We start from the raw sequence: 19,719 nt of genomic DNA on the forward strand, positions 1-19,719 counted from the left end.
ACTGAATAAATACGCTTACGTAAGTGGTGAAATATTATATAGTAAGTGAAAGGAATGTTACTAAGGAATTATATTGCCTTTATATCACCAGATTTATGTATAAAGAAAGGGTGAGCTTATGAGGAAAATTATCGTATTTAACAGTATGTCTCTAGATGGTTATTATACAGGACCCAATGGAGAAATCGATTGGTTTATCCATGACCCCGAGGTCGACAAAACCTCACATGAGCTGATGAATCCGGACACGATATTATTTGGCAGAGCAACCTATCAGATGTTTGAGAGCTATTGGCCCCATGTCGCCAGAAATTCCAACGCTCCCGAAGGAGCCCGGCGAATGGCAGAGGAATTGAATCAGATGACTAAGGTGGTATTCTCCACAACGCTGACCGAAGTAACCTGGGAGAACTCCAAGCTGTTACACGACAATCTAGCAGAAGAAGTACGAAAGTTAAAGACAGACGAAGGTGCGGATATTACGATATTTGGCAGCGGTACACTCGTGCAGCAGCTTGCGCAGGAAGGTTTGATTGATGAATACTTGCTCCTTGTCATGCCAGTTGTTGTGGGTGGGGGCAAGCTGCTTTTTAAAGATGTCCAGAGAACTAAGCTTGTACTGCTAGAAACAAAGAGCTTCAAGTCAGGAGTAGCCCTGCTTCATTATAGAATTGGACAAGATGTCGGATGAATTCCATTCAGGAAATCATTGGAAAGTTTAAGCTCAATGTCCTGCATATAGCCGAGGTTCCTGAGTCGTATAGTTCTGAAGTATATAAGCTTACGCTTGTGGACCAAGAAGACGTCTATGTGAAGATCCCTTTTAATAAGGACAAATTATTTCGTGAATATGAGATGTTGGAAAAGTTAACAGGGATTATCCCCGTTCCGAAGGTGCTGGACATTTGGGATGGAGACGACAGGACTGCGGGTGCATTGCTTTTGTCAGCCATTGAGGGCATGCCTTGCACTGGTGTGGTGGATCAGCAGCTTGCGTATCAAATCGGGGTGGTTCATGCCAAGCTGCACAATGTGACTATGCCGGGTTATGGTGTTCAAGAAACTGCGGGGTTCAGAACGCTTGAAGATAATAATTGGAGATTATATATAAAAGGTAATTTTGAGAAGTGGCAGGAACCTTGTCAGGAAATCCTCAAGCCTGAGTTATTTGCGAAATGTGTGGCTCACTTTGACGGTGTATTTGCAGCTTTACCCGAGCCTGACGGCCCTTGTGTCGTACATATGGATTTCCGGCCTGGCAATATCTTAATCAAAGATAACCAAGTCGTAGGGATCATTGATTACGAGAGTGCGCGTGCGGGTTCCTCGGAAATTGATTTTACCAAAATCAATACATATGTTTGGGAAGTAGACCCGCGCGTGAAGCTGCCTTATCTGCAAGGATATGAAACCATTCGTCCTCTGCTGGATCTGGAGAGAGTATTACCGTTTTATAGTTTCTATGATGCTTTCTGTGCGGTGGCTTGGTGCAGGAAAAGAGGGCTCGAAAAAAATAAAGCGTATCTCCAGGAAAGTTTATCTGTTTTGGAGAAGTTGGTAGGTGATTGACGGATATTCGTACCTTTTGAAAAAAAGGCGATCTTGCCCCAGTTGAACTTGGGTGGGATCGCCTTTGTACCACTACTCCTCTGAATGCGCGGCTTCGTCCTTCACTTCCTCCCGAAAACCTTTGATGCTCTCCCTGCGCCGTTCATTCTTGTCTTCGATTTGGCTACGCTTCTCACTGCTGATTTCAGAGGAGAATTCTTCTAAATAATCCTCAGCTTCATCTAGATTCCGCAGTGTATCCTGAATACTGTTCTGCAAATGCTCGACATTATCTGCCCGATTATCCGGTTTTGCCATTCGAGTATCGCCTCCTGATAGTTGAAGCGCCGCTTAAGTGCGCTAATCATTAGCCTGAGCGTTAGCGGAGGATATTATGCACGAACGGGGGCAGTCCCATTTTATAGCGTTTGTCAATATGAAAAGACTATGGCAGAATATATAAGAACTAACAATAACGAATGGAGAATTGCTGATGATTGATTTACCCCATTGCCCGAAATGTAACTCAGAATATACTTATGAAGATGGGAGCTTGTTGGTCTGCCCGGAATGTGCCCATGAATGGACAGCAGGAGCAGATACAACAACCAGTGAAGATACTAAGATAATCAAGGATGCGAATGGAAATGTCTTAACCGATGGTGACTCTATAACCGTAATCAAAGACCTTAAAGTCAAAGGCACTTCATTAGTTGTCAAAATAGGGACAAAAGTGAAAAACATCCGTTTGATTGATGGAGATCATGATATTGATTGTAAAATTGATGGTTTTGGAGCTATGAAACTGAAATCCGAATTTGTGAAAAAGATATAAGTGAAAGGACCTTGTGACAGCCCTAGCTTGTAAGTGAAGCTGGGGCTGTTTTTGCCATATAACTTTACTGAAGCGTAAACATCCGTGTAAATCTCGGATGGTTTTTTTCTGGTTAGGGCTAGGAAGCATCTTTGCTTCCAATTCGAACTGCTGGCGCATTATGTTACACTAAAGATATGATAACCCCACTGAATTGGGGATGCTAACTACAATTAAGGATGGACCACTATAACAGCTATGGGGGTATGGATATGACAGAAATTAGCTACACCACCTCGCATCTTGAGACACCAGAACAGCTGCATGTTGCGCTTGCCGAAATCGCGAAGTGGGAGAAGGATCAGCATAAACTAATGATCTGGGATCGCCTTTCCCGCCTTCCCTTCAAGCTGCTGGATAAGATTACACCACAAATTATTCATGAGAAAATAGGCCTGCTGCTCGACGAGCTGGGGAGTTATATTCAGAACGGCGGAAACTACCTGGTCTCTCAGGGTAGAGTAGGTAACCTTGTGGCTGCTCACAGTCGTGCGCAGGGAGGACTGAATAGCGGTCCCTTTCCCCTGGCGGTGATGAATTCGGCAGCACTTCAGCTCTCCCATAGCCGCCGGAACATCGCAACCGCGCAGGGAGCGACCACAGGCTTTGGCGGCCTATTCACACTTGCGGCGGATATTCCCGCCATTCTAGGTCTGTCGCTAAAGGTTATTCAAGAGATCGGCCTCTGTTATGGTTACGATCCTAAGGAAAAAGCGGAACGGATATTCACGGTGAAGGTCATGCAGTTTGCCTCCTCGGATATCGTGGGTAAGCGGGCGATTCTGGAAGAATTGAATCTGCAAGCTGGCGGAGATGGGGATATCTCTAACGGGACAAGCACCGCTGTATCGAAGATACAGGGCTGGAGAGAAGTGGTTACCATGTACCGCGACAATTGGGGCTGGAAGAAGTTGCTGCAGACTATTCCAGTGGCTGGGATGTTCTTTGGTGCTTACACCAATCGAAAGGCATTGGAGGATGTCGCCGAGGCCGCGCGTATGTTATATCGGAAGCGAAGAATCCTGGAAAGATTGGCGCAGATCCAGAGCAAGCAGAGTGAATTATAGAGCTACAGAAGTTATCAGACGGAGGCATATATGTTTATTCAAATTATTGGCGTAGGCAAATTAAAAGAGAAGTATTTGGTGGATGGCATCGCGGAGTATGCCAAACGGCTGACACCATACCTCAAGTTCCAGATCATAGAGGTGGCAGATGAAAAAGCTCCCGACTCGATGAGCGAAGCCGAGGTCGCTATTGTAAAGGCACGCGAGGGCGAACGCATCCTCGCGCATATCAAGAGCGAGGCGCATGTCATTGCGCTCGCGATCGACGGCAAGCTCTGGAGCTCGGAAGAGCTTGCCGCCGAAATTGACCGACTCGGCACCTACGGGACGAGCCATGTCGTCTTCATCATCGGAGGGAGCCACGGGCTCTCCGACGACGTACTGCGCCGCGCGCAGCAGCGCATGAGCTTCGGGCGCATGACGCTGCCCCACCAGCTCATGCGCCTGGTCCTCACCGAGCAGATTTATCGCGCGGTGAAGATTAATCGGGGGGAACCGTACCATAAGTGACGCGAATTTTATGCAGGAAGAGAGTCGTTGAGCTAAATTATTAGGAGGTAAGAATGAACAGATTTGCGATATTTGGATATGACCCGGGTGGTATGGAATATCGAAATGGTGCTGCTGTATTAATTCTGTGTAGCAAAATGAGAGTACAGGGTATGCACTTAAAGGCAACGCAATCCGTTAATGAAACATTGGATTTTTACCGAGATACATTAAAAATTTATCCTGATAATATAGAAGTGTTAGGAGTAGGATCAGATACTTGTTTAAGTTGGGCGACAATAGCAGGTGGAAGTCGTCCGATGGATATTTATTTGAGAAGTAGGTATGGAGTAAATGTACAATCGCCCAATAGTTTACAGGGGGCGATGCTTACACAAGGGATGAGTATGGCTATAAAGGTTTGTGAGGCATATGGGAACGCTACATTTATATTAAACGAGAGTCATCCTAAAGTAGGTTATTATGCAGAATTTAATAAACCTTATAACTACAATTTAGGTATGTGGTGGGATCTAATCGGACTAATTAGTAAATATAATCGTAATATTATTAACAGTGATTATATAGAAAGCATTCCCAATGCATTTTTCGACCAAAACCAATTTAAAATAATTTATGATAATGATCATGTTTGGGATGCGCTGTTTGCTGCTTTTACAGTAGTGAATTACAGGTTCAATCCGACAAAACAGAGAATTAATGATTTAATGATAGATACAAAAACAAATAGTACATACACAGATTTGGTGATACCGACCGACACGAAGGAATATGCACACTATTATTGGATATAGGTGCTTTATCATGATTGGCTGGAAGTTGTTGAGGAGGTACTAAAGAGTCACTTATATATGATTGTTGAAAAAATTTAAAAACATGTGTTTAGTAGACAGGAAAAGCCATTCCTTTTGCAGGAGTATGGTCCAATTGCTTTTTCCAATGTTGCTCCACGACTTTTATAAGGCAACTACGTCTGCCCGTGCACTCGCGGCTGTTGGCATAACGGAAACAATCATCATCGTTGCAATTATGCTTTTAGCATCGTTCTTGTAGTGGCTGACAGTATTGAAGCGTGGTTTTTCCAACATGTTCGAGAGATAGTAACCAACCCTACGTTACTCAAAGAAGTTATCGCGGCAGTGAATGCCAAAAAGAATACAGAGCGCAAGCCGCGGGAAGATGCACGAAAATGGTTAGAAAAGGAACAGAGTCGAAGGGAATTGGTAAAAGCCAATCCCCTTATATAAGCCCGATAACTCCGTTAAGGTGGACCGTATCATAAGCGAAGTCGTATGTTCAAAAACATCGTGAAATTTAGTTTTCCTCCTTCGTGCATTTAATTTTTAAAATGTTCAAAGATGAACATTTTGCACCAAAAGACTTGTCATTATTTGTAACTAGGTGTAATATCCACATTGAATAAGTGTGTTGGAGGGGGTTATTTAAATTGAAAGAGAGAACTGAAGTAATTAATCTTTGTAAGCAAGTACTAGAAAATAGCGAACAAATTAAGGTTAGTAATGATAATCATGAAATAATTCGGAAAGTAGCTGAATTTATATTTAATCGTACACGTGAAATATATGATATCTGCAATGTGGAAAAATATAATGTATTTTTTAATGGAATTGTAGGTGTAGGTAAATCAACTGCTATTTGTAACCTATTCAATTTAATTGATAAAAGACATTTAAAGCCTGATGAAGAAATTTCAAATTTGGTTTTATTAAGGACATCTAGCGGGAGAACTACTGCGTGTGAAACAGAGATTATACAAAGCATTGAAGAAACAAGTAAAGTTATCGTCACAGCAGTAACAGGTGATGAATTTAAAGCTATGTTAGAAGAATATGTGTCATACCTTATTAACAAAAGTTCCTATCTCTCAGTAGAATCTATTCGTATTCTTGATAATATGCTTGAACTATCTCCAAGTGATTCTATAGAAGAACGGTTCTCTGCAATAAAAGACCGATTTGATTTGCATGATGAAGCATCATCTAGTGACAAGGGTATTTTACTTAATTATTTGATAAATTATATAAAGTACGAAGAAAGAACTCTCTGTGAATATACTATAGAAGATGCAAACACCGAATACTCTTTAAAAGAGCTTTTCCAAAAAATCAACAATGGATTACTAAAAAGCTGCCCTTATCCCAAGCAGATAAGGATTAGTTTATCCAAAAAACATTTTGATCTAAAGTTGCCCGAATTTATTGACAAAGTAGTTGATACACGTGGAATAGATAGTGGTGACCGTAAAGATATTCAAGACTCTATTAAATCACACAATAATATCACTATTATGTGTGATAGGATAAGTGATTTTTCAAGCAACCCTAACATCCTTAGCATTATGAAACAGGTCTTGATTCCAGAAAATAAAGATGATAATAAAAGAGTGTTTTTAGTTGGCTTGGAACGTGGAAATGAATTGAGAAATGTGGAAAGTTCAAAAAAAGATAAAGATATTGGTATTAAGAAAAAAACTGGTGATGCATTGACAATTTTTAATACTGAAAAAATAAATTTTCAGTTTAAAAATATTTTTTTCTATACACCTTTTAACGGATTGAAAATTGTTGATGGTGAAGAAATTTCCACTGTTGATGAAAATAAATATATTGAAGAGCAAAATCTATTTTTTACACATCTAAAAAAACAATTGGTTAGTATGTATCTTGACTATAGTGATGAATTATCAGATTTTATTAAGATGATTAATTCTTTAAGAAAAAATTATATTTCAGAACTTACTTTGCAAAAATTTGACAAAGTAAAAGGATTTACTCACAGTTTAGCAAAACAACTTCAAGATATAACGATTCAATTCAACACTGAATTAGAAAGTGACATTAAGAAAACCCATGCTTCAAAAGTTAGAGCAATGGTAAATAATGATGGAGAATATGGAAATTATAGTATATACACTGTATCAGAAAGACTTGGTGGTGAAAGCTTCCAATTAAGGGTATCTAATTTGAAATCACAACTACTCGGCAATATTGAAGCGGTTTTTGAAGATGATGATGAAATAGAGGTTATATGTAAGAAAACACTATATGCAAAAATAGAAGAAGCGTATTTGACCATGTATATGAAAAATCGTACATATTATTATAATAGTGTAAAAAACCCTTTAAATATTTCCTCGCATTGGCAAGAACCCAAAAAGTACTGGGGTCAAAAAGATTCATATGGCAATAAAATTGGTAATTACAGAAATAGAGTGGTAAAGAATGTACTGGAAAATATAACAAAATTACATATCGACATTATAATTAATGCTTCAAAAAACTATGATGAATTTTTTGTTGATGTAATTGATTTTTTACAATTTGAATAGTATAAAAACACCAGTCATAGTACTAATTTATATAAATAAATGATACGACGAAATTTTTTGAGCGACTAACTTTTGTTGCAAGAACTAACCAACGGAGTGAGTCATACGTTACCATATTTAGAACTTCATAACAATATATATTCTAGAGAATATACTGAAATTAACGGTAATGATAATATTCTTAAGAATAAAGGGGGAGACAAGAAATTAGTGTCGAATCCATAATATACAAAACATCCCAAGGGAGTGTGTATATTGACGTATTTTATGGAAATTGTCCCAAATATTATTGAGAACAAAAAACTTAGAGAACCACAAATCGAAGCGTATATTAAGATTAAAGAATACTTTGAAAGTAATCCTGTAGGAGAGGCATTAGTGGTATTACCCACTGGTACGGGTAAAAGTGGTTTAATCTCAATCGCTCCATATGGAGTCTCTAACAAGAGGGTTCTTGTAATTACACCTGGACTGGTAACAAAAAAGAGCGTGGTCAAAACACTACATCCCTTAGAGGATAACTTTTGGTTGAATCAAGATGTGATATTCTCACCTGAAGACATGCCAGTTGTAGAAGAATATGAATCTGATATGTTAATGTCCAGCTTAGAGAAATGCAATTTTGTTATTACAAATGTACATAAATTAAATAAATCTAGCCAAAAATCTTTATTGAATAATGTACCAAGAGATTTTTTTGACTTAGTTATTATTGATGAAGCGCATCATTCCGTAGCAAATACTTGGGTCGAGGCTTTAGAATACTTTTCGGAAGCAAAGAAACTGCACGTCACAGGGACCCCATATAGAGGAGATCATCAAGAACTGCCCGGTGAGGAAATTCACAATACATCATTATCTGAAGTTATGGCGCTAAAGTATGTTAAATGGCTAAGAAAGGCTACCATTAACAATGGGAACTTATACTTTTCTATTCCGGGCGACCAAAAAAAATATAGTAAGGATGAAGTTCTCGAAATAAAAGAAAAGGAGTGGGTTGAAAAATCCATTGCCCTTTCAGAAGAATGTTCAATAGATGTTATAGATGAAAGTATAAAACAGTTAAAAATAATTAAAGACGCGTCACCAAATGTTCCTCATAAAATTCTTGCTGTGGCTTGTAGCATCAAACATGCAAGAGATGTGGCACACTGGTACAGGGATAAGGGCTCGTTAGTCAGAATTGTTCATAGTGCAATGAAGCCAGACGAACTTGAACAAGCATTCCTGGATATTGAGGATCATAAGTGTGACGTTGTTGTTTCTGTTAATATGTTGATGGAGGGGTACGATCATAAGTATTTAACAGTACTTTCTCTATTCAGACCTTATCGTAGTTTAAATGCATTTGCTCAAGTTATTGGTAGAGTTTTGAGAGCTATTCCTAACGAGGAGATAACTGATTTCGCAATTGATAATAATGCAGTGGTTATATTCCACGAAGAAATAGGCTTGAATTTAATGTGGGAGATATTTTCAAAAGAAGTAGAGAAGAGCAAGAAGATCCCTGTGAAAGAATATGTAATATCAGATAGAGAATATGAGAAACGAGAAATTGTTTATGCCTCTATTGAAAAGGATCAGTATTTTATAAGTGATAAGGATTCCTACCTTTCTGGTCTTGATTTTAACGAAATGTTTGAACAAGCAAGGTCTCAAATCGAATCAGAACTTGAGAGCAAGATTCAAAAACTTAGAGATGCAGGACTTAGTGAAGAAGACGTACAGGCTGCTAAGGAGGCAATTAAGAAACAATCAATTACATCGAAAAAGAATGAGATTGATGAACTTTTATTATCAAAGCGACCGGAATTACTTAGAAAAAAAACCCGTGGACTTTTATATAACAATGCCAATGAGGCTGTTCAAGTAGTTCTTGAAGAAAAGGGTATAAACCCTAAAGACACCGATCTATATTTGAAGTTCAATAAAATTGTTCATAATCTAAATAGTGATTGTACCAATGATGGAATATTGGTAAGATACATTAATGCAAGACTCTATAACAAATATGGACCTGTAAAAAAGAGAGAACCTGAGGCTTTGCTTGATTCACAGAAGTACCTTGGTGTAATAATTGAGGAACTAAGGAGGATGATTTAAATGAAAGCAACGATTGAAATAAAAAGTAAGATTGACGAGCTAATACACTTATTACTCACTGACGGTGTACAGCCTAGCGATTTGACCGATAATATTTTTCTGGATGACTATAGCAATATTTCCTATAGAAGACAAAACCAAATGATTATTGGAGAACTTGTTTTTAAGGAAGAGATGGTAAATAAATTAGTGGAGACTAAGCTTAGATACTACTATAATTTGGATAAGAAGTTATTAAGAATTGAAGAAGAAATCTATAAGGGAACAAACGTGATTTGGGATAGAGCTATTACCGAAGCGAATATTCTTGATGAGCTACTTGTTTTATTGACTAAATCATACGATCAAGAACAAATCTCAAGGTTTTTATCAACATTACCTAGTAATCTTAAAGCAAAGATTGAGAAAAAGGTACATTCTTTAATTGCATAAAAGTAAGAGGCGCCCCTGACCTAAAGGAGCGTCTTTTTTTTAATTAAAACTTAATAATCCGATTTTTATGTTCTATTCTAGTATTTAGAGTGGGACACAGTAAAAATGAAATTCGCCCTACAAATGATACGCTGAACCGTATCATTTGTAGGGGCAAATTTTTTATAATTTATGGATCATAAGGAGGAAAAAATGACTGAATTATTAGCTCCAGCAGGAAGTATGGAAGCTTTAAAAGCTGCAATTTCTAATGGTTGTGATGCAATATACTTAGGAATGCAAAAATTTGGTGCACGTGCATACTCATCTAATTTTGATTTTGAATCGTTAAAAGAGGCTGTTACGTATGCGCACCTGAGGGACGTTAAAATCTATGTTACAATGAATACCATCGTTTTTGAAAACGAAGTTGAAGAGATGAAAGAGCAGATACGCGAATTAAATGATATCGGTGTGGATGGCATTATCGTCCAGGACCTGACTGCTCTCGATTATATCGTTAACAACTTTCTTGATATGGAAGCACATTGTTCAACTCAAATGGGAATAGACGATGTAGACGGAACATTATTATTTAAAGAACTTGGTGCTAAAAGAGTTGTTCTGTCCCGTGAGGTTGAGGTTGAAAAAGTAAAAGAGATCAAAAGAATAGCTGAAATACCCTTAGAAATTTTCGTTCACGGTGCTTTATGTGTATCTTATTCGGGAAACTGTCTAATGTCAGGGTTAATGGGCAATCGAAGCGCAAACCGCGGAAGATGTGTGGGTTCATGCCGTAAGGAGTATGAACTCATGGATAAGACAACAGGTACATCTTTAGGGAAAAACCATATTCTATCTACCAAGGACTTAAACACAATCGACTATATCGAGGATTTAAAAGAAATCGATTCTTTAAAAATCGAAGGTCGAATGAAAGTGCCTACGTATGTTGCGAATGTTGTATCCAAATATCGACTGGCCTTAGATCATAAAATAACCGAAGAAGATAAAGAAAATCTGAAAAAAACATTCAATCGAACATTTACTAAAGGATATTTGTTTCACGAAGATAGGAGAAATATTACAAACATTTTAAGACCTAATCACTTTGGTTATGAAATTGGAACAATCAGTAAGATTATTAAAGATACGTATGAAATAACACTTACACGTCCTTTAAATCAGAACGATACCATTCGAATAAGTCACAACAATGAAGATGTTAATTTAACGGTTGCAAAACTGTACGATAAAGATGGCGAATTAATCAACAAAGCAGATGATGTCTGCTATATCAAAATCAAAGAAAAGATGTCTACGGGAGATTTAGTATATAAAACGAAGGATTATTTCTATAACAAAGAATTAGAATCATTACTGGAAAAAGAATTTAAGCGGTTTAACCTCGATATTAGAGTATATGCACGTCCAGATTCAAAGCTTTTCATAGATGCGGAGGGCTTAGGCTTTCATTATTCATATGAAAGCGAGGAAATACTAGGCGAAGCCATTAATAATCCAACAACAAAAGACCAGGTAATCAAGCAATTTTCAAGATTAAATGATACTATATTCGAACTTAATGACGTCGATTTTGAGGAATGCAATGCATTTATTCCAGCTAAACTGTTAAATGCAGCAAGAAGAGATATTGTGCTGGGCTTATATGAATTAAAGCTTAACAGCCAGAAGAAAAGAACCAAGGCATTGGAAGCAAAAGAAAAAATAAGCTTTGCCCCTGTACAACCATACCTTACGGCCACTGTAACGACTAGGGAGCAGTATGATGCTTGCGTGAGCTGTGGAATTAAGGGAATCTATTTTGAAAATGTGGTTAGAAGAAATCAGAATGATTATAAGGAAAAAGAAGGGCAGCTCCTAATCGGAGGATATGGAGGAATTAACCACTACAGAGAAACGAATCCGTTTGTTACGGACTATTCTCTAAATGTTGTTAATGCTACCAGTTGCTATGAATTATATAAATTAGGTGCAAAACGAGTCACTTTATCTTATGAATTGAATAAGAGCCAAATTGAAGATTTAAGGAATGCCTATTATGAAGACAATGACGGCTATCCTGCACTGGAAATGATTGTATATGGCAGAGCTCCTTTGATGTTTACAAAATATTGTCCGATGAAAAAAATGAATCAATGCAGAATTTGCAAAACGAAGAGCTATGAGTTAAAAGATGAGCAAGGAACGTTCCCTATCATTTCCCATGATGATTGTACAACGACTCTCCTTAATGGGAGGACGCTTAATCTTTTAGATGAGCTACCAAACATCAAAGGAATCGAGGCATTCAGATTAAACTTCACAGTCGAATCTAAAGATCAGGTTGTGAAAGTCATTAATATGGCCTCAGGCAAATTAAATGACTCAATGAATAGTGCTGTCTTTAATCAGGAAACAGACACAAGAGGACATTTTAATAAAGAGATTGTGTAGGTAGCTAAAGGGATGGTTCTGGCGATATGATGGCGGGAGCGAAACCAACAGCGGCAGCGATCAGATTATGGCGTACATAAATGCCCGGACGGCAGACTCTGCGATTGGGGTATTCCGCGTACAGGCACCGGTTGCTGCTTTGATACTTCCCCGGGGAGGATCATTTACTTTTTTTTAATCCGGAACGGTTTTTAGGAATATTAGACCAGTGCGCAGGTGCTTTACTGTATAGGATAACGTCCTGACATCTCTCCTTCACTGAAGAAGCCATATAAGATTCAGACAGCGCGGATAACCCTACCATAAGTAGGGCAAAATTTCGAAGTGAGAGTGAGTAAGGGCTACAAATGGTCTGATCTTGGTGATAGACAGTGTTTACGCTGAAAAATGGTAAACTCGCAATTCTTGTTCTACAATACATCCAATAATAGTCACCACTTTAGCTGTCAAGAAAGGTAACACTATGATAAAAGTTGATAATTTATCCTTCTCGTTTCCGCAAAAAGAACTATATAAGGACATTTCGTTTACGATTGAAGAGGGGCAACATTGTGCTTTTATCGGAACAAGCGGCAGCGGGAAAAGTACATTGATCGATATACTGATAGATCCGGAAAGGTATTTGTTCGAGGGCGCAGCAGCGCCGGGTCTATCTCTGAAGCAAACCCCAAAAAGCCCAAACGTCACAACAGCGACTCTCCGGTAACGGGGAGTCGCTGCTTTTGTATTATCGGTCCTGAAGTGAAGGAGGCTGTCTATGATTACTTAATAGGGCAGGAGTCATTCAGACATCCGGGTTCGGTTGCGGATTCGGTATTTTCAACTGACACAGTCTCAAGCTTGGACCATGCTTGATTCAACACTTCTTTGAATAGAGAGGAATCCCGGGCGCCCGATACGGAATACGTTTCATTAAACAGAAAATACGGCATTCCCCCTACAGTGGCAAGGCGGCTATCTTTTGCATCCTTATGGACGTCTGTTGCGTATTGGTTACTCTCCAGAATCGCCAGTGATTTTGTTTCATCCAGACCTGTTTCTGCTGCCAGTAAGGCAAGGGTTGTATGGTCATTTATGTTGAGTCCATCCGTAAAATATGCTCTGAAGATACGTTCCGAGAGTTCATAAGCTTTCCCGTGGGCGGCTGCATAATGCGTTAGGCGGTGTGCGGCAAAAGTATTTGCCGGAATGGTTTGATCAAAACGATAATTGAGGCCGACCATTCTCGCCATGTCTGTAACCTGTATATAGGCATGCCTTGCTTGAGAAGCACTCATCCCTGCAAGTTTAGAAGCGAATTCGTAAATCGATTCTCCTGCCTGCGGATATTCATCCGGTGTCATTTCAAAGCTGTGGAGCACGATTTCTACCTCGTTTTTGTAATCAAACTGTTCCAGTGCAGCTTCAAACTTTTTTTTCCCAATATAGCAGAATGGGCAGGTATAGTCGAACCATATTTCTACTTTCATCTTCCTCTCACCCTCATTCCTTATTTTCTTATCCAACAACCTCTACTTTGAAATCACGATCTTCCCGCGTTTAGGCTGCATTTCACTTTTACGGTATGCCTGGTATAGGCCTTGGGCAGTAAATGGGTACATTTCATCTACATGAATGTGGAATTTTTCATCCTGTATATTACGGATTATTGACTCCAGATCGGCACGGTTAGCTCTTGCTTGGAAAAAGATTGAGTCTATATCACGGACCTTTGGACGTTGTCCAATAGCAAAGGCGACGATTGAGATATATTTTCCGCCATTTTTCAGAACAGCATAGCTTCCATTTCCGGCTTCTCCTGGTAATCCTGTGTCAAATGTGGATTTGTCCGCGATGGTATCCAGAACGATATCCACAGGCTCGGAAATTTGGTTTACCAATTCATCTTTTGTATAATCAATGACTTCATCCGCACCCAATTCCATGACGAATTGACGATTGACTTCCCTAGCTGTCGTAATTACATACGCTCCGTGTTGCTTCGCTAATTGAATGGCCGCATGACCTACGCCCCCTGCGCCGCCATGAATTAAAATACGTTGACCCTGCTGAAGTCCGCCATGCTCAAACAGGGCTTGCCAGGCCGTTAATGCAACCGTAGGTAGGGCACCAGCCTTTTCAAAGGACAGACTCTCCGGGATGGCGGCAAGGTGATCCTCTTCCACAGCAACGTAATTCATGTAGGAGCCTGTGGGAACCATTCCCATAACACGGTCACCTGGTTTGAAATGCTGCACCAATTTGCCAACTTCCTTTACAATACCGGCCACATCGAAACCAAGAATATACGGAAACTGGACTTGAAACATTGCCCCCATCGGACCCTGCTGAATGGCACCCGAGCGTATATGAACATCACCGGGATTTATGGATGAGGCATACATTTCCACAAGCACCTGTGTATCTTTAATTACAGGAACGGACACCTCCTGCTCCTCCAACGATTCAGGTATTCCGAAGCCAGTCAGCACAATTGCTTTCATCGTTATTCCCCTTCCTTTCCTTCAAAAAGTAGTCAAAAGTTGTTTAAGCAACATTTGTTTAAGCAACAGTTGTTTGATATGATCTTAGTATTATATTCTCATGACTTCAACCAGCAGATATAGGCGAAAAGTACCTTAAACAACAGATTTTGAAATTTGATGTCTTAGAAAGGGACTTAATTATGTTAAATCAGGATGACCCCAGAGTTCAACGCACACAAAAGTTAATAAGAGAAACGTTCAGAGAGCTGTTGCAGAATAAAGAGTTTGAAGAAATCACCATTAAAGATATCGCACAAAAGGCATCCATTAACCGAGCCACCTTCTATAATCATTATGCAGATAAATATGCTTTGCTGGAAGAAATTACCTTTATGGCATTTGATAACATGATTCCTGAACAAATTGCTCAGGCTCAAGGATTTACAGAGGATGTTTGCCGCCAGTTTATTGAATTGACTTATAGCTACATTATTTCGTTTTACCGGACATGCAGGTTTAGTACCAAGTCAGTTGCTGCACAAGTTGATGGTCAAATGAAGCGGAATTTACATCGGAGCATAGAATCTCTTCTGAGAAAAGGCGGGGATTCTGTCCATGTAACTATCAATGCGGCCATGATAAGTGCCGCCATTTACAATGCTGCCTACTACTGGTATGAGACAAACAAGGATGATAATGTTGAACAGCTCACAGATGCGGTTATTCTGTTCCTAAATAACGGCTTGCAAATGAAAAATTCCTGATCATGGCCGAGGTGCAGCAGCGACTTCCCGTCACCGGAGAGTTACTTCTATAAATCCATTCATGTGTCCGGGGATTTCTTCTTCAATTAGGTACTGGATATGATACATACGTGGGCTTATTCTCGCAAGCTGATCATAGTGACGGTAATAGTAGAAGTTATTTCTTTGGTGCTGTAATCACGCTCAAACGAGAAAAAAGCGAGACCTCGATTTATCATTAGGTCTCGCTTACATTCTACACATAGTAAAAATTCAAGGCTGGTTAAGGAGAAGTACACCTAGTTTTTGAAGCTGGCCCTTAAATTGCGCTCGTAGTTGTCAAAGAATTCTATAAACATCTTGCGTGGCATTTCAGTCATCCCAGTTTCCTCTCCAAGTACCATTACCTGATCCGTTGCAGCATCAAACGGCGTCCATGGAGGTAACATATTGCTGTTGGGATCGCCGTTTTTGGCGAAATTAACCCAATATGAAGACATTCGATCGGCCACGTCCCTGTCTACAGAGGTGTAAGGCAAGTTCACTTTGTCCAAATTATTGTAGGCATAAACAATTTCTCCGAAGTGGTAGGCTCCCAATTGAGTAAATCGAGAGGGTCCAGGCTGCCCTTTATCAAAATAATAGTAGTAGACCCTTGAGTTACCTGTTTGGTTTTGGAGTTGTGCCCAAGTGTGCATTTGCCAAGTAAAGAGCTTGTCTGTTGAAAGATCCAATTGGGCTTGTTTTGCTTCGCTATCGTTACTGGCAGGATACAACTGGAGTACTTCATCCGCCTTGTCTCCGAAACGCTCTCGCACGGACGCCTGGAATTTATCTGCGCCTTCTATGGCATATAGAGGCCACGGCAACGTTAAGAGGGATCCTTCATCCGCATTGCTTCCGACTAAGGTAGGCACATCATTTTGTTGACCGGCTTCAAAGATGTTATATACGGTATCTGGTAACACATAGCCATCTATAACCGGAGCGATTGTCTCTGCTGAGGAAGCGTCAAGCAACTCTTCTGCGGGCATTTGACGCATTTCTTTAATAGAAGCCTTGTTGAGTGATGCTTGAAATTCAACCCCTTGCTGCTCGGCCTGTGCTAGTGTTTGTGAGGAAATCCCCCCGGATTTTTCGCCCTCTGCGTCAAATGCAGCTCCGCTTTCGGCAATTGCTTTATTGAATAATCCCTTAGCCAGGGGAGATGCAGTAAGAATGTTAACCGAACCTGCCCCCGCCGATTCACCTGCAATCGTCACATTGTCCGGGTCGCCGCCGAATGATTCGATGTTATTCTTAACCCACTTCAATGCGGCGATTTGATCAAGAATTCCGTAGTTTCCTGACGCGCCGTAATCGGATTCCTCTGTTAGCTCTGGATTAGCCATGAAACCGAAAATGCCGAGTCGGTAATTAATAGTTACGAACAAAACGCCTTTTTGCGCCATATTTTCTCCATTGTACAAATCCATAGATCCTGATCCGTTTTTATAAGCCCCTCCATGGATAAACACCATGACCGGTTGTTTCTCTTGATTTGATTTAGCATTGGACCATACGTTCAAATACAGACTGTCCTCACTCATTTTTTCATTATTTTCAATTCCAAAATTATCAAGAAATTCACTTGTGCCAAGGCGTAAGCTAATGTAGCTTTTCAGAAAATTCGGTGTCCTACTTTGCATCTCCGCGTCGGAGAAACGCTCCAACTGGAGTACGCCATCCCACGGCTGGACCGGCTGTGGTGCTTTCCACCTTAAGTCACCAATTGGCGGGGCGGCGTAAGGAATTCCAGCGAACACTCGAACGGATTTGTCTTTGTTATATATTCCTGCAACCAAACCGTCTTGCGTTTCGATGGCTTCGGTGGATACGGATTCTCCTGAGCCTGTCCATACCGGCTTGTTTTCAATAACAGGTCCAGTCCATATAACCGTCAGGAATAAAAGAGTAATTATTAGCACCCAGCTGGCGATTCCGGGCAAAATCCTGATACGCAGGAGAGTTTTTCTCAAAGCAACTGTTACGACTATAATCATCACTAACAATACCCAGCCCAGCGGTCTGTTATCCCGAATTAATTGTGCCAGAATCGTGATTACTGTTAGGATAGTAAGTGGAATCCAGAATTGAATAATTGAGCGTTTCTTCCCATTGGGCTTGATTAAATTGTTGTGAACTTTACTCAAGTTGTTTACCTCCATACAAGATGTGATATGATACAGTTGTTTCTTATTTGCGTAGTATACAATTGCCTAAATAGAGTGTCAATTAATTGCAGAGATGTGAAACAGGAGGCGTTTTTTTGTACCATATAAGTAAAGATAAAAGATCGATCCAATCCAGTGAATGGATTTTTGAATCTTTGCAGGCGTTGTCCATGGAAATGGCTTATGAGGAGATAAGCATTACAGATATTGTTAATCGCGCAGGTATTGGAAGATCGACTTTTTATCGAAATTTTGACCATAAAGATGACGTATTAAGATTCAAATGCAACCAAGTATGCGTACAATTGAAGGATTATCTTATAAATTATCAAACTCGGCATGGCGTAGCTCCCGGTCCGGCCTCAACCAAGCCGTTTCTTGAATTCTGGTCCGGGAACTCCTACCTTATTGAAACGATAACTAGAATTAATAGGATTGATATTTTAAACAATTCTTATATTGAAGTACTGCAGCAATATTACTACAACCATGCTTATCTTATTGAGGGTATACCCGCAGAGTATGTAGAATATGTGATAGCTGCGAATGTTGGTTCGACCATCGGTGTGTTGGTCCAGTGGATTAAGAATAAAAAGCATGAATCCCCTGAAGATTTGTCTAAATTTCTCCTTCAGCACTACATATCCAGTTCAAATAGACCAGGGTCTGTCTTCAAACCTAGCGAACCTCTTATACCACGGTGATAATTCCGCCGCAACATTGGGTATTGCTCTTTTGATTGTCTTGTGACCATAACCAGGAGGGAATCTTAAAATGCCAAATAAAAACTGGGCGCTTCTCAATTCCTTGCAACTTGGACGATATGCTGAGTATTTTGCTAAGATGGATTTTGCCTCTTATGGACTTGAGGTGTTCTCATCGGAGGTTGATGATCGGGGAATCGACTTTGTTGTGAAGAATAAAGCGGGAATCTTTTCGGAAATTCAAGTCAAATCACTGAGGGGAACGGGGTATGTATTTGCTCATCTTTAGAAACGATATGATGCCGGACTTCTTTTTAATTCCTGCGAAGACATGGGCAAATCCAGATGCGGTTTTTGTTGATCGAGATTATAGCAAACCGGGTCAGACAAGCAAGCCTGAGTATGGCATCAATATATCTGTCAAAAACTACAGTATTCTTCAAGCTTTTAATTTTGAAAGTTCTATTCAAAGCTTTTTATAGTTGCCCCCATCATTTAGCGCTTGCCGCCAAACTCCCGCGTACATTCCCGTATGAGAGAGAGTAGCCTGACATTGTACGGGCAACTGCAGACAAGTCAGACACCATTAACTCTATGTGTGGTTTTTTGGGGAATTAGTTTTTTCTTGGTTGCCGAAATCGGGAAAATAATAATTTAACATTGTACGTTAAAGTGAGCTGCTTCGAGTTCAGTCAGGGGAATTGCCGCACCCGGAGTATGGAAATCATTCAGAATTCATACTCGCATCAGGGTGTCTGATCTTCTACATCAGGCACCCTGCAGTGTTCACATAGGATTACGCCTCTATTATCTAGTATTTACTCTGTCTTCTTTCGTAAGTTCTTGGTATAGGGTAAGTTTCTCTTCGGCGAGAGAAATCATGTAATCAATTTCTTGTCGCCTGGATTCCAGTCCCATCAGATGCTTCTCAAGGATTGCAATCCGTTTTTTTAAGGTGGGATTATAATTAGAAGGATACTCACCTTGTTGAATTTTATCCATCACACAGCCCTCACGAGTAAATTCCGTAATCTCCTCAAGCGATAAGCCTAATTTTTTCAGTTTATTTAGACATTGAATGTAGGAAACCTCGCTTTCTTTGTAGACACGTGCCCCTCCATTACTACGCTTGGGTTCATGTAGTACCCCGATTTTTTCATAATAACGAATCGTATAAGGAGTTAATCCCGTTTTTTCTGACACTTGACTTATCGTAAGCATCCGATTTCTGTCCCTCCTTTTTAATGCTGGTATTGAAAAATATTATACAGCTTT

The 19,719-nt window shown here is 39.8% G+C and carries 19 protein-coding genes and 1 pseudogene; 15 read left to right on the forward strand and 5 right to left on the reverse strand.

Features of this window, described 5'->3' with window-relative positions; translation table 11 throughout:
• Nucleotides 1-118 precede the first annotated feature (118 nt).
• Nucleotides 119-691: a dihydrofolate reductase family protein gene (locus GJB61_RS13000; protein ID WP_154118947.1), complete on the forward strand. Its 573-nt coding sequence runs from the start codon at nt 119-121 to the stop codon at nt 689-691.
• Nucleotides 688-1,569 carry a phosphotransferase family protein gene (locus GJB61_RS13005; protein WP_154118948.1) on the forward strand — a complete coding sequence of 294 codons (882 nt, stop codon included), beginning with the start codon at nt 688-690 and terminating at the stop codon, nt 1,567-1,569. The genes GJB61_RS13000 and GJB61_RS13005 overlap by 4 nt, the downstream gene beginning before the upstream one ends.
• A 72-nt stretch (nt 1,570-1,641) precedes the next feature.
• Here GJB61_RS13005 and tlp read toward each other — a convergent pair whose 3' ends face one another.
• The gene (gene tlp / locus GJB61_RS13010; protein WP_154118949.1) at nt 1,642-1,866 is read right to left on the reverse strand and encodes a small acid-soluble spore protein Tlp; all 225 of its coding nucleotides are present in this window, start codon (nt 1,864-1,866) and stop codon (nt 1,642-1,644) included.
• 175 nt (nt 1,867-2,041) lie between these two features.
• Here tlp and GJB61_RS13015 point away from each other — a divergent pair, with 175 nt between their 5' ends.
• The 9 genes and pseudogenes from GJB61_RS13015 to GJB61_RS13060 all read left to right on the forward strand — a co-directional run.
• Nucleotides 2,042-2,383, forward strand: coding sequence for a zinc ribbon domain-containing protein YjdM (locus tag GJB61_RS13015; RefSeq protein ID WP_154118950.1), 342 nt, complete (start codon nt 2,042-2,044; stop codon nt 2,381-2,383).
• A gap of 251 nt (nt 2,384-2,634) precedes the next feature.
• The gene (locus GJB61_RS13020; protein WP_154118951.1) at nt 2,635-3,489 is read left to right on the forward strand and encodes an EcsC family protein; all 855 of its coding nucleotides are present in this window, start codon (nt 2,635-2,637) and stop codon (nt 3,487-3,489) included.
• Between the two features lie 30 nt (nt 3,490-3,519).
• Entirely contained in the window at nt 3,520-3,999 is a 480-nt protein-coding gene (gene rlmH, locus GJB61_RS13025) for a 23S rRNA (pseudouridine(1915)-N(3))-methyltransferase RlmH (protein WP_154118952.1), read from the forward strand.
• Nucleotides 4,000-4,052: 53 nt separating this feature from the next.
• A complete protein-coding gene (locus GJB61_RS13030; RefSeq protein ID WP_154118953.1) occupies nt 4,053-4,793 on the forward strand; it encodes a hypothetical protein in 741 nt (246 codons plus the stop codon).
• Nucleotides 4,794-5,446: 653 nt separating this feature from the next.
• Complete coding sequence (locus GJB61_RS13035) at nt 5,447-7,348, forward strand: hypothetical protein (RefSeq protein WP_154118954.1); 1,902 nt, start codon at nt 5,447-5,449, stop codon at nt 7,346-7,348.
• A 255-nt stretch (nt 7,349-7,603) separates the two neighbouring features.
• Nucleotides 7,604-9,451: a DEAD/DEAH box helicase gene (locus tag GJB61_RS13040; protein ID WP_154118955.1), complete on the forward strand. Its 1,848-nt coding sequence runs from the start codon at nt 7,604-7,606 to the stop codon at nt 9,449-9,451.
• A complete protein-coding gene (locus GJB61_RS13045) occupies nt 9,452-9,883 on the forward strand; it encodes a hypothetical protein (RefSeq protein WP_154118956.1) in 432 nt (143 codons plus the stop codon). It begins immediately after the preceding gene.
• Nucleotides 9,884-10,075: 192 nt separating this feature from the next.
• Nucleotides 10,076-12,319, forward strand: a complete 2,244-nt coding sequence (locus GJB61_RS13050; protein WP_154118957.1) for a U32 family peptidase — start codon at nt 10,076-10,078, stop codon at nt 12,317-12,319.
• 463 nt (nt 12,320-12,782) lie between these two features.
• Nucleotides 12,783-12,953, forward strand: a pseudogene (locus tag GJB61_RS13060) (ATP-binding cassette domain-containing protein); the annotation flags it as partial.
• Between the two features lie 127 nt (nt 12,954-13,080).
• Here GJB61_RS13060 and GJB61_RS13065 read toward each other — a convergent pair.
• On the reverse strand, nt 13,081-13,788 hold the full coding sequence (locus GJB61_RS13065; RefSeq protein ID WP_154118958.1) for a DsbA family oxidoreductase: 708 nt from the start codon (nt 13,786-13,788) through the stop codon (nt 13,081-13,083).
• 42 nt (nt 13,789-13,830) lie between these two features.
• Nucleotides 13,831-14,802 (reverse strand): NADP-dependent oxidoreductase, encoded by a 972-nt coding sequence (locus tag GJB61_RS13070; protein WP_154118959.1) that lies wholly within the window; start codon nt 14,800-14,802, stop codon nt 13,831-13,833.
• 149 nt (nt 14,803-14,951) lie between these two features.
• On the opposite strand from GJB61_RS13070, the gene GJB61_RS13075 reads away from it, so the two are divergent.
• Nucleotides 14,952-15,548: a TetR/AcrR family transcriptional regulator gene (locus GJB61_RS13075; RefSeq protein WP_229521648.1), complete on the forward strand. Its 597-nt coding sequence runs from the start codon at nt 14,952-14,954 to the stop codon at nt 15,546-15,548.
• Nucleotides 15,549-15,826: 278 nt separating this feature from the next.
• Here the strand turns inward: GJB61_RS13075 and GJB61_RS13080 are convergent, their stop codons facing one another.
• Nucleotides 15,827-17,719, reverse strand: coding sequence for a carboxylesterase/lipase family protein (locus GJB61_RS13080; RefSeq protein WP_195724326.1), 1,893 nt, complete (start codon nt 17,717-17,719; stop codon nt 15,827-15,829).
• Between the two features lie 116 nt (nt 17,720-17,835).
• Here GJB61_RS13080 and GJB61_RS13085 point away from each other — a divergent pair, with 116 nt between their 5' ends.
• The 3 genes from GJB61_RS13085 to GJB61_RS31715 all read left to right on the forward strand — a co-directional run bounded on the left by GJB61_RS13085 (nt 17,836) and on the right by GJB61_RS31715 (nt 18,926).
• A complete protein-coding gene (locus GJB61_RS13085) occupies nt 17,836-18,444 on the forward strand; it encodes a TetR/AcrR family transcriptional regulator (RefSeq protein ID WP_154118962.1) in 609 nt (202 codons plus the stop codon).
• A 70-nt stretch (nt 18,445-18,514) separates the two neighbouring features.
• Entirely contained in the window at nt 18,515-18,733 is a 219-nt protein-coding gene (locus tag GJB61_RS31710; protein WP_229521649.1) for a hypothetical protein, read from the forward strand.
• A 7-nt stretch (nt 18,734-18,740) separates the two neighbouring features.
• Nucleotides 18,741-18,926: a hypothetical protein gene (locus GJB61_RS31715; RefSeq protein ID WP_229521650.1), complete on the forward strand. Its 186-nt coding sequence runs from the start codon at nt 18,741-18,743 to the stop codon at nt 18,924-18,926.
• 325 nt (nt 18,927-19,251) lie between these two features.
• Here the strand turns inward: GJB61_RS31715 and GJB61_RS13095 are convergent, their stop codons facing one another.
• A complete protein-coding gene (locus GJB61_RS13095) occupies nt 19,252-19,665 on the reverse strand; it encodes a MerR family transcriptional regulator (protein WP_154118963.1) in 414 nt (137 codons plus the stop codon).
• Nucleotides 19,666-19,719 lie beyond the last annotated feature (54 nt).

Source organism: Paenibacillus monticola, assembly GCF_009664975.1.
GTDB classification, from domain to species: Bacteria; Bacillota; Bacilli; order Paenibacillales; family Paenibacillaceae; genus Paenibacillus_AQ; species Paenibacillus_AQ monticola.

What these genes read in the sequence shown, in the direction of transcription:
- GJB61_RS13045 (WP_154118956.1), top strand. Translation starts at nt 9,452, where the DNA reads ATGAAAGCAACGATTGAAATAAAAAGTAAGATTGACGAGCTAATACAC.
- GJB61_RS13050 (WP_154118957.1), top strand. Translation starts at nt 10,076, where the DNA reads ATGACTGAATTATTAGCTCCAGCAGGAAGTATGGAAGCTTTAAAAGCT.
- GJB61_RS13030 (WP_154118953.1), top strand. Translation starts at nt 4,053, where the DNA reads ATGAACAGATTTGCGATATTTGGATATGACCCGGGTGGTATGGAATAT.
- GJB61_RS31715 (WP_229521650.1), top strand. Translation starts at nt 18,741, where the DNA reads ATGATGCCGGACTTCTTTTTAATTCCTGCGAAGACATGGGCAAATCCA.
- GJB61_RS13020 (WP_154118951.1), top strand. Translation starts at nt 2,635, where the DNA reads ATGACAGAAATTAGCTACACCACCTCGCATCTTGAGACACCAGAACAG.
- rlmH (WP_154118952.1), top strand. Translation starts at nt 3,520, where the DNA reads ATGTTTATTCAAATTATTGGCGTAGGCAAATTAAAAGAGAAGTATTTG.
- GJB61_RS13000 (WP_154118947.1), top strand. Translation starts at nt 119, where the DNA reads ATGAGGAAAATTATCGTATTTAACAGTATGTCTCTAGATGGTTATTAT.
- GJB61_RS13005 (WP_154118948.1), top strand. Translation starts at nt 688, where the DNA reads ATGAATTCCATTCAGGAAATCATTGGAAAGTTTAAGCTCAATGTCCTG.
- GJB61_RS13070 (WP_154118959.1), bottom strand. Translation starts at nt 14,802, where the DNA reads ATGAAAGCAATTGTGCTGACTGGCTTCGGAATACCTGAATCGTTGGAG.
- GJB61_RS13015 (WP_154118950.1), top strand. Translation starts at nt 2,042, where the DNA reads ATGATTGATTTACCCCATTGCCCGAAATGTAACTCAGAATATACTTAT.
- GJB61_RS13095 (WP_154118963.1), bottom strand. Translation starts at nt 19,665, where the DNA reads ATGCTTACGATAAGTCAAGTGTCAGAAAAAACGGGATTAACTCCTTAT.
- GJB61_RS13065 (WP_154118958.1), bottom strand. Translation starts at nt 13,788, where the DNA reads ATGAAAGTAGAAATATGGTTCGACTATACCTGCCCATTCTGCTATATT.
- tlp (WP_154118949.1), bottom strand. Translation starts at nt 1,866, where the DNA reads ATGGCAAAACCGGATAATCGGGCAGATAATGTCGAGCATTTGCAGAAC.
- GJB61_RS31710 (WP_229521649.1), top strand. Translation starts at nt 18,515, where the DNA reads ATGCCAAATAAAAACTGGGCGCTTCTCAATTCCTTGCAACTTGGACGA.